Origin of the sequence: Desulfosporosinus sp. I2, from assembly GCF_000960765.1 — a bacterium.
Lineage (GTDB): Bacteria > Bacillota > Desulfitobacteriia > Desulfitobacteriales > Desulfitobacteriaceae > Desulfosporosinus.
The window spans coordinates 1-11,516 of record NZ_JYNH01000149.1 but is presented as its reverse complement, the minus strand read 5'-3'; the positions used below and the strand labels follow the sequence as shown (position 1 = coordinate 11,516).

Annotated in this window: 11 protein-coding genes and 4 pseudogenes; 11 read left to right on the top strand and 4 right to left on the bottom strand. The window is 40.4% G+C overall.

Going from position 1 to position 11,516, the window contains the following annotated elements; genetic code table 11:
* Window positions 1-254 precede the first annotated feature (254 nt).
* Window positions 255-1,139, top strand: coding sequence for an Rpn family recombination-promoting nuclease/putative transposase (locus UF75_RS21725; RefSeq protein ID WP_045576645.1), 885 nt, complete (start codon window positions 255-257; stop codon window positions 1,137-1,139).
* 398 nt (window positions 1,140-1,537) lie between these two features.
* Window positions 1,538-1,753 (top strand): annotated as a pseudogene (locus UF75_RS21720) (hypothetical protein); the annotation flags it as partial.
* A 281-nt stretch (window positions 1,754-2,034) separates the two neighbouring features.
* On the opposite strand, the gene UF75_RS21715 reads toward UF75_RS21720, so the two are convergent.
* Together UF75_RS21715 and UF75_RS21710 are read right to left on the bottom strand one after the other, a co-directional pair.
* Window positions 2,035-2,274, bottom strand: a complete 240-nt coding sequence (locus UF75_RS21715) for a DUF2922 domain-containing protein (RefSeq protein WP_045576643.1) — start codon at window positions 2,272-2,274, stop codon at window positions 2,035-2,037.
* Window positions 2,275-2,342: 68 nt separating this feature from the next.
* Window positions 2,343-2,567 (bottom strand): DUF1659 domain-containing protein, encoded by a 225-nt coding sequence (locus UF75_RS21710; RefSeq protein ID WP_045576642.1) that lies wholly within the window; start codon window positions 2,565-2,567, stop codon window positions 2,343-2,345.
* Window positions 2,568-2,820: 253 nt separating this feature from the next.
* Between UF75_RS21710 and UF75_RS21705 the strand changes: the two genes are divergently transcribed.
* The 3 genes from UF75_RS21705 (at window position 2,821) to UF75_RS21695 (ending at window position 5,495) form a co-directional block, all read left to right on the top strand.
* Window positions 2,821-3,768, top strand: coding sequence for a DUF3102 domain-containing protein (locus UF75_RS21705; protein WP_045576641.1), 948 nt, complete (start codon window positions 2,821-2,823; stop codon window positions 3,766-3,768).
* A 348-nt stretch (window positions 3,769-4,116) separates the two neighbouring features.
* On the top strand, window positions 4,117-5,016 hold the full coding sequence (locus tag UF75_RS21700) for an EFR1 family ferrodoxin (RefSeq protein ID WP_045576640.1): 900 nt from the start codon (window positions 4,117-4,119) through the stop codon (window positions 5,014-5,016).
* Between the two features lie 113 nt (window positions 5,017-5,129).
* Window positions 5,130-5,495, top strand: coding sequence for a DUF3795 domain-containing protein (locus UF75_RS21695; RefSeq protein WP_242860379.1), 366 nt, complete (start codon window positions 5,130-5,132; stop codon window positions 5,493-5,495).
* Here the strand turns inward: UF75_RS21695 and UF75_RS21690 are convergent.
* Window positions 5,478-5,756 (bottom strand): annotated as a pseudogene (locus UF75_RS21690) (IS4 family transposase); the annotation flags it as partial. The gene UF75_RS21695 and the pseudogene UF75_RS21690 overlap by 18 nt on opposite strands.
* A gap of 378 nt (window positions 5,757-6,134) precedes the next feature.
* On the opposite strand from UF75_RS21690, the gene UF75_RS26560 reads away from it, so the two are divergent.
* A complete protein-coding gene (locus tag UF75_RS26560; protein WP_082075279.1) occupies window positions 6,135-6,881 on the top strand; it encodes an AAA family ATPase in 747 nt (248 codons plus the stop codon).
* The gene (locus UF75_RS29390; RefSeq protein ID WP_045576638.1) at window positions 6,878-7,111 is read left to right on the top strand and encodes a hypothetical protein; all 234 of its coding nucleotides are present in this window, start codon (window positions 6,878-6,880) and stop codon (window positions 7,109-7,111) included. Before UF75_RS26560 ends, UF75_RS29390 begins: the two co-directional genes overlap by 4 nt.
* Before the next feature lie 255 nt (window positions 7,112-7,366).
* On the opposite strand, the pseudogene UF75_RS21675 reads toward UF75_RS29390, so the two are convergent.
* Window positions 7,367-8,479, bottom strand: a pseudogene (locus UF75_RS21675) (thiamine pyrophosphate-dependent enzyme); the annotation flags it as partial.
* 526 nt (window positions 8,480-9,005) lie between these two features.
* On the opposite strand from UF75_RS21675, the gene UF75_RS21670 reads away from it, so the two are divergent.
* The 4 genes and pseudogenes from UF75_RS21670 to UF75_RS21655 form a co-directional block, all read left to right on the top strand.
* Window positions 9,006-9,377: a DUF2294 domain-containing protein gene (locus UF75_RS21670; protein ID WP_034141468.1), complete on the top strand. Its 372-nt coding sequence runs from the start codon at window positions 9,006-9,008 to the stop codon at window positions 9,375-9,377.
* Between the two features lie 304 nt (window positions 9,378-9,681).
* Window positions 9,682-10,212: a 5-(carboxyamino)imidazole ribonucleotide mutase gene (gene purE, locus UF75_RS21665; protein ID WP_282433843.1), complete on the top strand. Its 531-nt coding sequence runs from the start codon at window positions 9,682-9,684 to the stop codon at window positions 10,210-10,212.
* Entirely contained in the window at window positions 10,202-11,083 is an 882-nt protein-coding gene (locus tag UF75_RS21660) for a phosphoribosylaminoimidazolesuccinocarboxamide synthase (RefSeq protein WP_045576635.1), read from the top strand. The genes purE and UF75_RS21660 overlap by 11 nt, the downstream gene beginning before the upstream one ends.
* Window positions 11,084-11,185: 102 nt before the next feature.
* Window positions 11,186-11,456 (top strand): annotated as a pseudogene (locus tag UF75_RS21655) (carbonic anhydrase); the annotation flags it as partial.
* Window positions 11,457-11,516 lie beyond the last annotated feature (60 nt).

Genomic DNA, 11,516 nt, shown 5'->3' with positions numbered 1-11,516 from the left:
GGACCATACTCGGCGTGAAGGTTCTTGAACGGGAGCATACTGAACGTAACGGTCGTATAGGGCGCGAATTAAATTAGTCAGATATAATCGAGGTTAACAAATCTAATTACTAGTTTAAAGGCCTTAATACCTATGGTATAATATGGCTATAGAGCTTAAGGATCGTCTCTAATTATAATTAAATTGGTAGTTGGGGGCAAAGTTATTATAATATCTGGGTACCATGAAGTGTGAATTAGGACGGAGAGAGAAATGTGAAAGAGCTTATCAACCTTAAGATCGATTACGCCTTTAAGCTTATTTTCGGCAAAGAGGGGAATGAAGCAATTCTCATTGCATTTCTTAATGCCGCGCTGCGGTTGCCACAGAAAAGTAGGATTGAAGGCATAACGATTATGAGTCCAGAATTGAACAAAGAATACCGGGACGATAAGAAGTCTATTCTTGATGTTCGTGCTGTGACGATTGAAGGAATGCAGATAAACATAGAAATTCAATTAAGCAATCAATACGATATAGAGAAACGCTCACTGTATTATTGGGCGGAAATGTACTCCAGGCAGATGCGAGAAGGGATGGCCTACAAGGAACTAACGAAGGCGGTCACGATTAACATTTTAGATTTTAACTATATGAATCAGACGAAGAACTACCATAGTGTATTTCATCTTTACGAAGACGAAGAGAGATTCCAACTTACGGAAGCCTTAGAAATGCACTTTATGGAATTGCCTAAATTGGTCTCGAAGTGGCAAAGAAGAGAGGTTAGCCCTTGGGAGAATGGCCTAGTTCGATGGTTATTGCTTCTGGAGGGTTCGGAAAATCAGGAAATTTTAAAAACACTGGAGGAGATTGCAATGCAAGATCCCGTTTTGCACCAGGCCATAGCTGCGTGGGAGAAATCAAGTGATGATCCAATGGTGAGAGAAGCGTACTTTGCGAGACGCAAGGCAGTCTTAGATGAGAAGGCGGCCGTTAGAGAAGCAGAACTCCGGTTGAGGGAAGCAATCCAGAAGGGAAAGGTAGAAGGAAGGACAGAAGTTGCGAAGAATCTCTTGGACTTGGGAATGGAGATTTCAAAGATAGCTAAAGCAACAGGTATGACGGAAGACGAAGTTAAAGTGCTGCTAAAAGATTGAGACTACTGATCGAGGGAGGGGTCTGCTCCCTATAGGGAGCCCTAGGAGCACCGATGCCTGTCGAATCAGAAAAGCTATCCCCTACACTATGGAAGTGTGGGGCGATTTTTTGTCCGCAATTCGCTTTTCCGCCAAAGGGGACTGTCCATAGATTAAAGGTGTTAATTGCCTGAGAGTAAATAGATAAGTTGACCAAAATACGTAAATAGAGGTAAGCGCTTAACGGAACAATACAACTGATAGCCTACTGGTGCCAGTGGATCTCGGGTGAGTTTACCCTAAACGTTCATAGCCAGATCATCGGGGTTAATCTCGATGAGTTAGAGTCATACGACCTTGCCCCTGCAGATATTCCGTTGGTGAAAAAGCTAAAATCAGTTCTGAGTTAGAGGCGGCGCATGTCTAAAATTATCTATGGCCTATATGAGCAAATCATTAACGGGATCATTAACGAAAACCTTACTAAAGTTGATCAAGAGCTCATCATAAAAGATACTCAGCCGCTGGATTCGGCCGAGTCTTCTAAGATTCTGGCTGATTACCTAACTAGAATTCTGTGTGAGATTTTTGATTATATCGAAGATGGGGATGCTGTCGTCAGAGACCGGGTAAATTAGGATAATGACAATAAAGAAGAAGCCCGCTGAACTCTTAAAGAGAAGCGGGTTTCTTCCCTTTTCGATCCGCCGCAGGCTTAAACAACGGGGATACAATATCTTATGTTAGGCCGTCCAGGTTGTTACATAGTACAGCGTTGCTTTGTCCAACTGCTTGGTTCCAGTTAATAAAGGGAAACTATAGCTTTTCCAGTGTGCGGGAATGAAGACAAAAGAAGGAGTCGCCCAAAGAACTGAGTGCAGTTCAAAAGGCGCCTCCTTTTCTGTGGGCAAATTGCTTACGTCACTGGCGGATCGTAGAGATCGTTGGTGGTCATGTCAATCACCCTGATATCCCGTATCGCGGCCAGTTCACCGCTGGGGCTGTTAAAAATATTCTTGGCTATAACCGTTTCCATCACAGTCTGGGCCTCAGACAGCGTCAGGTTCTCCCTCGGCTGTGGGACGGAAATAACGAAGGATTTGCCGCCGGTGGTAAGAAAAGTTAGCTTTAACACCTTGCTTGTAATAATTGCCATTTCAATCACCTCCTAAAGATTTACTTTGACTTTTCATAGCTGGTCTTTCAGGCAGATTTTCCCGCTGCTTATTCATTAATAAGCTCCCAGTTTTTGTTGAGCAGCACATTCAGCAGCGGATACTGGCTCAGACTTGATAGAGCCGCTGCAACATCATAGATGTCTTGACTCGTGGCTGTAGGCTTCACATAATTCAAGCTTTTCTTCTGGGTCTTCGGGTCGCCTGCCGACGTAGTCCCGGTTTGGTATTTTGTTGACAGTATCGAATCCAAGGTTATCTCTGTCACCGCCATGGTTTATCCCTCCCTTCAGTGGTTTGACAAGCAGAGCTTGTTCGCGCTTGTCCTAATATACTATGAGAATGATTGACCGCCGGCTACAGGTTTGTGGGGATTAAAAAGATTCTAAAAAGGGAAGTACCCTACTGTCTCGACCAAACAGCGGGGCACTTCCCTAGATTAAAAAGCCTGACGACTGAGGTTGTCACACTCGAAAGCCTGACCACATATCCTATGAGTGAAATTAGCCCCAAGGAGTGTGGATATCATGACTGATACAGTAACTGATACAGTAACTGATGTCATCAGCGGACGCACCACGCATGTAATCGCGGCTGAAATTAACATGATCAAATACCAGGCTGAGAGGATCTACCTTGCCGCCGCCGTCGAGATCGGAAAGCGGCTGACGGAGGCCAAGGCCATGCTCAAGCATGGAGAATGGGGCAAGTGGTTGGAGGAATCGGTCGATTTCTCCCAGAGCAGGGCCAATAAACTGATGCGTATCTTTAAAGAGTACGGAGCCGAACATCTTACCTCCTCAAATTCGGATTCGAATCCGAATTTAAACTACAGCCAGGCGGTGCTTCTTTTAGGTATCCCAAAGGAGGAACGGGCGCAATTCATCATCGATATGGATATCGAGGGAATGACCAATCAGGAACTCAGGAAAGCGGTCAATGAACGGATGCAGACCCGGCAAGAAAAAGACCAGGTCTTGCAGGAAAAAGACCAGGTCTTGCAGGAAAAAGACCAGGTCTTGCAGGAAAAAGACCAAGCCCTGCAGGAGAACGAGGACCTCCAGAAGACAGTGGAAGACCAAAGCGGTATCATCACCGAGCTGACTACGGAGCTTGCCAATCTGAAGGTCCAATTGGAGAACGTCAAGACGTCCAAAGCGGAACTCGATAAAACGGCCAGGCAGCTGAAGGATTCGCTGGAATCGCTCCAACAAAGCTCATCCGCCAAGGGCTATGAGAGGATGAAGACGAACTTCATTAATACCTCGCTCAAGGTCAGGGCCAACCAAATCGCCTTCCTCTGTGAAAGCCTGGATAAAACCATTAAGGAAGTAAAGCATGAGCTGCTCCAAATCGCCCCCAATGACAAGGAGACGTATATCATTTATAAGAATAAAATATATGATCTTTTGAATGTGTGGCTTAAGGATGAGACCTGGAGCAGGCAAGCTCGTCCCGGCGGAGATGCGCAGTAAAGAGCACATCCACGAAGTTTCGGATACTTCAGGCTGGGAAATCGCGGCGGACGCAAGAATATTGTAAAAAGGAACAGTTGTTGGCAGGGTTTTACAGAATAATGAAGAATTTAGGCTATTGTTAATGTTAACAACCGTTTCGCGGATAGGGAGTATTACCGACATGTGTCGTATACACCCAAATGGAATTGGAGGGATCTGCGACACCTGTCGGTAATGCATGGTACTACGACATATCATGCAAAGGCCGCATCGTACTGGCGCGGACGAAATCCTATGAAAATATTGATATTCTAGCAGGATACATGGAAATAGTTTTGATAGATACAAGAGAGTAAGGAGATTGGAATGCAAATACATAAAAACGAAAAAAAAGTTCAGCTTGTATTCTTTTCAGGGACTGGGGGCGTCAAAAGAATTGCGAATGCTTTTTATCAAGAATTGCTGAACCGTGATTTGGCGGTAATACAAAACAATTTAGATAGCTCGGAAATAGCTAGAAACAATATACCAACTGATGAAGAATTAATTAGTACGGATCTGATTATATTAATCTATCCAGTTCATGCTTTTGATGCTCCTGCTCCTATTTATGATTGGGTAGAAAAAACCTGCTTCGAGAAAAATAGAATTGCTGTTATATCCGTCTCAGGAGGAGGAGAGGGGTGGCCGAATACCGGATGCAGAAATCATTTATGTAAAATCCTTGAGGAAAAAGGGTGTTGCGTTGTTTATGATCGGATGATGTGCATGCCTTGTAATTGGGTTTTCAAAATCAATGATCATGCAGCAATGTGGCAGCTTAGGGTCATCCCAATCAAAGTGAATCAAATTCTTGACGACCTTCTTGCATATAGAATAAGGCGTGCAAATTTGAAGATGGGATTTTGGCGTGCTATCATCACAAAACTTGAGAAAAAAGAAGCACATAAGTTTGCCAAGGATCTAAAAATTGATGTCAGCTGCACCGGCTGCGGCTGGTGTGTAGGCCATTGTCCAGTGAATAATCTTGAAATGAGGGATAAAAGACCTTACTTCAAAGACCATTGTGTTATGTGCTTCCGCTGTGTCTATGCCTGTCCAAGCAAGGCGATAAAATCGAAAAGCCTTCAGGTATTAAAAAACGGCTATAGCTTGAGTGATCTCGAAAAGCGCATGGAAGGGGTTGAACTGGAGCCTGTTGAAAAGTGCTGTAAGGGAGTTCTATGGGCACCGATGAGAAAATATTTACTTGATAAAGACACTTAATGGCGATAGAAGCAGAATGAAATCAATGATCGTAAGTTTTAACAATGGTGATGATTTTAAAGTAGACTAAGTAGGATAACGTGAAGCCCGTTATTGAAATAGAGGTGACAAAAATGGAGTACAAGCAAAGGCAATATCCTTTGTTTTCGGCTTGTGGATTAAATTGTGGACTGTGTCCCCGTTATCATACAGATGGAATATCTAAGTGTCCCGGATGTGCAGGAGAAAATTTTTCATCAAAACATCCTACATGTGGTGTTTTATCTTGTAGCCAACGACACGGAATTGAATATTGCTATCTGTGTGATGAATATCCCTGCAAGAAATTTGAAGGCGTTGACAATTCAGACTCCTTTATTACTCATAAGAACCAATTAACGGATTTTGATAAGGTTAAAAACATTGGATTAGATGCTTATGAAGCTGAACTGAACATCAAAGTCGAATTACTGAAAGGTATAAGTTCTAAGTCTTCGTGAAATTTGACTATGACTAATGCTTTCTAAGCCAATGGTACGACTAAAGTCATTACTTTGAACACTGGCACTGATTTTTCGTAAAGCTTTAAATTCTTGGAGTTGAGCATTACTGATAAGTAACGTGAGTTGCCTTGTTTTAAGCTTTTGGACTCTTTTATCAAGGTTCGGTACTTCTTGATTGATTTTAGTCCAAATTTCTTTAGAAAAAACCGGTTGAAATAGTTGCATAAATGTGGATTTTGTAGTATTCTTGCCTTGCATTTTTATCTCCTTATGATTAGAGATTTGGGCAAGAACTACCCTAACTCTAATTATAAGGCTTTTTTTATGGTTTTGACAGGAATAATCAGGTATATATGCTGTTTAAGATGTTTTTCGTTAGTTTTCTCTTAATTATCAATTTGACTTTTGACTGGGAACCTTTATGCAACGCTACTGATCGGATTTAGAAGTTGAACCAAAAGACTCAGATTTTTATGCCTATGAACTACAAATGAATTATCGATAATTGTTAAGTTTATAGAAGTCACTGAGGAATGTGTAATTTCTAAATTGAAAGGTTGTATCAGCGATAATAATGAGCTTTATTTAGCTTATAAAGCTTTACGAAATCCTGTCACTGGCGCAAAGTCATATTAAATTTTTACTGGGTGCGCAGAAGAAAAACTCGAAGAAATAACAGAGCGTTATTATAGGAAAGTTCTTAATATTAAATACATCGGTAGTAATAGAGATCTATATTCTTATATTCGCAAAGAAAAACGTTACCTGATACAATCTGCTAAGGAAAACAGAACAACATCTCAAGTTGATATAGATACAGAAACATTACAAGATATCGAAAGTTCTTTAAAAATTGTTAACGATAAAGTCACATCTCTTAACTTCGTGAAAGATGCTACTCAGAACATAAATAAAGAATTGAAAGAGTTATCTTTTCATCATTCGAAACAAGAAGTGGTATTTGATATAGGCGTTTCTGATACCTCTATGTTTATTGATAATATTCAACTAGCATCACAAGTTAACGGCAAAAGTTTAAGTATTGGAGGAGATGGTCGTAATAACCAGATTTTTTTGGCATTATGGGCCGCACGTAATGAAGTTCAAGATGTAGATCCTTTGGAAGTTGTAATATATTGTATTGAAGAACCCGAAGCCCATTTACACCCTCATCAACAGCGTAAGCTTGCTGAATATCTTTATAAGGTTCTTAAAAGTCAAGTAATAATTACCTCACACTCACCTCAAATCACCTCCGAATCTGAAAGGAAGAGGGAACAACAGCATGGCGTTAAAGCGTGGATGAATCGAAGATGGTGTAGAAGCAGGCCGCGCAAGTTCTGCTCGATAAGGTTAAAAGCTACACTGCCTAAATCTGAATGACCAGGGATGGAACTGCACATCTAGGGATACACCGTCTAAATACTCCCTACTTATCGCATATTCGGATCCGAGTTTTGTTCGAAGAAATCCAAGGCGATAAGCCATTGAACAATGAGTTCAAGCAAGCTCATGAGTGGGAACCTATGCTAATCACTGGCGAGCGGAGTGACAAGGAAACTGTCACGCTCCGTTCTGGGAGGGGCGATTGGAAAAGTGCTGTCTTCGGATAGTAACTCGTTGGTCGCCTACTCTACTGCCCGTACGGTTCGGGAAGGGGCGAATTTCTAGGGAATTCGCCTATTTCATCCACCTCACGGTGGACACCCTTGCTCTTGGCTAATGGTTGGCAACTACAAGCCCCCATAGTGTACTTTCACCACCAAGTTAATCGCCATGCGTGACGCACTAAAAAAAGGAGTAGGTTTAACCTGCTCCTCAGATCTAATGATGTTATAGTGGCAATTCATGAATTGCCCTTACGAGCCTTAGTTCCACTTTTGGTCAGCTAGACGTTTGTAAGAATCATAGCGGACCTTTGGGTATTTTTCAGCACCCTCAAAGAGTTCTTCTGCACTATCCGGGAAAGTATTCAGCAAGGAAGAGTAACAAACTTCGCCCATGATGAATTCTCGGAATGACATAGTCGGCGCTTTGGAATCTAAGCTAAATGGATTCTTGCCTTCCTCGATCAGATCTGGGTTAAAGTGATAGAGATGCCAGTAACCGGAATCAACTGCTTTCTTCGCCTCTTGTAAACTCATTGTCATACCTGCCTCCAGGCCATGGCTGATACAGGGCGCATAAGCAATAATCAAAGAAGGTCCTTTATAAGCTTCGGCTTCTTCAATTACCTTAATTGTTTGAGCCATGTTAGCGCCCAAAGCAATTTGCGCGACATAAACATATCCATAACTCATAGCCATCATGACTAGGTCTTTCTTCCGAATTTTCTTACCCGCTGCAGCGAATTTGGCCACTGCTGCTCGAGGAGTAGATTTGGAAGCCTGTCCTCCAGTATTGGAGTAAACCTCGGTATCCATGACAAAAATATTCACATCGTCACCGGAAGCTAATACGTGGTCTAAGCCGCCAAATCCGATATCATAAGCCCAGCCGTCTCCACCGAGGATCCACTGAGACTTTTTAATCAGATTATCTTTTATAGCAATAATCTCTGCGAGGACTTTGTTATCCCCAACGTATCCTTTAAGTCCAGCAAGGACCTTAGCTGTCGCTGCTTTAGAAGCGTCAGCATCATCCCAACCCGTAAGCCACTCTTGGAAAGCTTCCTTAAGCTCAGCACTAATCTCCATCTCCAACGTTTGATTCATCAAATCAACAAGTTTTTCACGGAGTTGACGAACTCCCAAGTACATTCCATAGCCGAACTCTGCGGTGTCTTCAAATAAGGAATTAGCCCAACTCGGTCCTTTATCTTCTTGGTTAGTTGTATAGGGAACTGCTGGAGCACTGCCACCCCAGATGGAGCTACAGCCAGTTGCATTGGCAATCATCATACGGTCGCCATAAAGTTGAGTGATCAATTTGATATAAGGTGTTTCACCGCACCCTGGGCAGGCACCGTTGAACTCTATTATCCTGGAATACATAACTACTGTTAGAATAATTGTCAGGTATAGCCTATGGACACCTACAGAGTTGTTCTCTAGATTCCGAATAGTTTAATTAATCTAAAAATACATAGTACGTACAGTCATTATTAAGGATTCAAAAAGATTTAAATGCTATTGACGAGTTAAGAATTCCTATTGTATACTTACTAAATTAAAAGTGAGTAGTTTTAAACTACAAAGTCAACATACAGGTGCTAGCAGCATCTGGCTTTGTTACCTTAAAGGTTAACGAGACTTTTAACATAATCCGTTTATAGGGGTATGTTATGAGTTTTTTTATGATTATTATGAGAAGCATAATGAACACAATACTCCTATGAGCATTGAAATACAATTTCATAATTGCGGAATTATATTTTTGGCGAACTCTTCATTCTGCAGTGAGTGCGGAAATAGGCTAAAATAGTAAAATAATCATCATCGTACCGTCATCGTACTTTTATAGCTTTACTTTATTTGAAAAGTAATTTATTATAATAGGAGGATAGAAATGGATACTCCAAAATACACAAAAGGTCAAATCGAGGCACAAATAAGTGAAGCCGTAAGTAAGTTTGAGAAGGAGTATATGGGGCGTGGTCCTAAGGACATCAAAACAAAGATAATCCAAAACCACATATTGATAATTATTGATGGGTTTTTGAGTCAGTCTGAACAAAGGCTTGCTGAAAACAACCAAGGTATAAAACTAATTAAAGATATGAGGACGGCTTTGTTTGAAAATGCTAGAAATCACTTGGAAGAACTAATAAATGATATAGTTAATATTAAAGTTGTCAGTATGCACTCTGACGTAAGCACAAAGACTGGGGAAAAAGTAATTGTTCTAACAGTTGGTTGTGATATTGAGGAAAGAATATAATCCAAAATAATATTTTGGTTGACCAAGCGAAGGGTATGAAATACTTGTTGCAGTGTAGGCCAATATTTATAAACTTGATTATTCAAGTTTATAAATATTGGCTTTTTTTTATACTAGTCAGACCCACATGCCACTGCGCGGCACCGTTGATGAATGAAAATAGGCTATTTTCAGGGCAGAAAGTATAACTTTCAGTTACATACTTTCTGGAAGCATAAGTTATAACTAAGGCGATCGCAGGCGCCTGAAGGCTTGACGCTAGCCAAGTTTTGTTTTTAAGTTTAATGTGAAAGGAAATGGCAATGTGAATAGAAACAAAGAACCAAAGGTGGCAGTAATAATGGGAAGTGACTCTGATTTCCCAGTTTTAAAAGGGTGTGTCAAGCTCCTGGGAGAATTTGGAATAAAGACAGAGGTTTCAGTAATATCTGCTCATAGAACACCAGAAAGTGCTAGTGAGTTTGCTAAAGCTGCTGAGAAAAATGGCTTTAGTGTCATAATTGCAGCAGCAGGCAAAGCTGCACATTTGGCGGGAGTTATTGCGGCATATTCAACCCTACCTGTTATAGGAATACCTATAAAGTCTTCTACACTTGATGGCTTGGATTCACTACTATCTATTGTGCAGATGCCAACAGGTATACCTGTTGCTACCGTTGCAATAGATGGGGCAGAAAATGCGGCTATATTAGCAGCGCAAATAATTGCTTTATGGCATGATGAAATTAGGGATAAAATCAAAGATTACAAATCCCAGTTGGCAATAAAGGTTGAAGAAAAAGACAGGGCATTGAAAGAAAAAATAGCAAAAGAGGTGTTAAGAAATGATGAATAATGATATGAATTTAGGCATTCCGCTTTTAATTAATGGTAAGGTTAGAGATGTATATGATCTGGATGACAATCTTCTGATCGTTGTATCTGATAGAATATCAGCATTTGATGTGGTATTTCCTAATCAAATTCCGAATAAGGGAAGGGTGCTAAATAAAATTTCAGAGTTTTGGTTCAACTATACCAAGGATATTGTTGATAACCACATGATAAGTACGGATATTGATGATTATCCAAAATCAATTTTAGAACACAAGGAATATTTGAAGGGCAGATCAATGCTGGTAAAGAAGGTAGAAATGATCAAAGCGGAATGCATAGTAAGAGGTTACCTTACAGGTTCAGCTTTGAAAGAGTATGAGAAGAACAAGAGTATTTGTGGAATTAAACTTCCAGAAGGTCTTAAGGAGAGTTCCAAGTTAATTGAACCAATCTTTACGCCGACAACAAAAGCCCATCAGGGGCATGACGAGAATATCACTACAAATGAGTTGGAAAATCTGATTGGCAAGGAATTAACGCAGAAAATTATGGATGTTAGTAAAACACTCTATGTCAGAGCGAGCAAGCATGCAGAAAGCAAAGGTTTAATACTTGCAGACTCAAAATTTGAATTTGGTATTCTAGATGGGACTCTTATACTTGCAGATGAGCTTTTCACACCTGATTCATCGAGATTTTGGGCTTTAGATGAATATGAGATTGGAAAGTCTCAGAAGAGCTTTGATAAGCAGTCTGTACGTGACTATCTGGAAAGAATAGGTTGGAATAAAACACCTCCTGCACCAGATCTCCCTCATGATGTTATAAAGCAAACTGAACAAAAATATTTGGAAGCATATGAGAAAATTACAGGGCTTAAACTAGCGTAATTTTTATGAAGGGGTATTTTAATGGACAAATGCATATTAGAAAAGAATATCTGGATCTAATCCCTATCAGAGGATTTGACAATAATATTTAATAGAGGTGATATCATGCAACTTATAAAGATAACGAATGATAAACAAATTCCTTCTATTTATACGAACACACCTATTAGTGAGCTTATATCATACCAAAATTTGAATGCAGAATTTAAAGCATATAATTCTGCTGAACTTCTTATTGGGATGTGCATGGATAATAGAAAACTATTGCGTATACCTGAAAATTTTGCTTATATAATAAGAACTGGCGGAGCAAACTTGAGATATAGTGAATTTAAGGTATCTTACGCCATTGCTAATTGGTGGAGTTGAAATATAATTGGCATTAAATTGCATCATTGATAATTGTGGTATGGTGAACCTGATTTCAAAAAAA

Bases quoted from the DNA above. Each gene is read 5' to 3' on its own strand.
- UF75_RS21715 (WP_045576643.1), bottom strand. From the start codon at position 2,274: ATGGCAATTATTACAAGCAAGGTGTTAAAGCTAACTTTTCTTACCACC.
- UF75_RS21710 (WP_045576642.1), bottom strand. From the start codon at position 2,567: ATGGCGGTGACAGAGATAACCTTGGATTCGATACTGTCAACAAAATAC.
- UF75_RS21705 (WP_045576641.1), top strand. From the start codon at position 2,821: ATGACTGATACAGTAACTGATACAGTAACTGATGTCATCAGCGGACGC.
- UF75_RS21700 (WP_045576640.1), top strand. From the start codon at position 4,117: ATGCAAATACATAAAAACGAAAAAAAAGTTCAGCTTGTATTCTTTTCA.
- UF75_RS21695 (WP_242860379.1), top strand. From the start codon at position 5,130: ATGGAGTACAAGCAAAGGCAATATCCTTTGTTTTCGGCTTGTGGATTA.
- UF75_RS29390 (WP_045576638.1), top strand. From the start codon at position 6,878: ATGACCAGGGATGGAACTGCACATCTAGGGATACACCGTCTAAATACT.
- UF75_RS21670 (WP_034141468.1), top strand. From the start codon at position 9,006: ATGGATACTCCAAAATACACAAAAGGTCAAATCGAGGCACAAATAAGT.
- UF75_RS21660 (WP_045576635.1), top strand. From the start codon at position 10,202: ATGATGAATAATGATATGAATTTAGGCATTCCGCTTTTAATTAATGGT.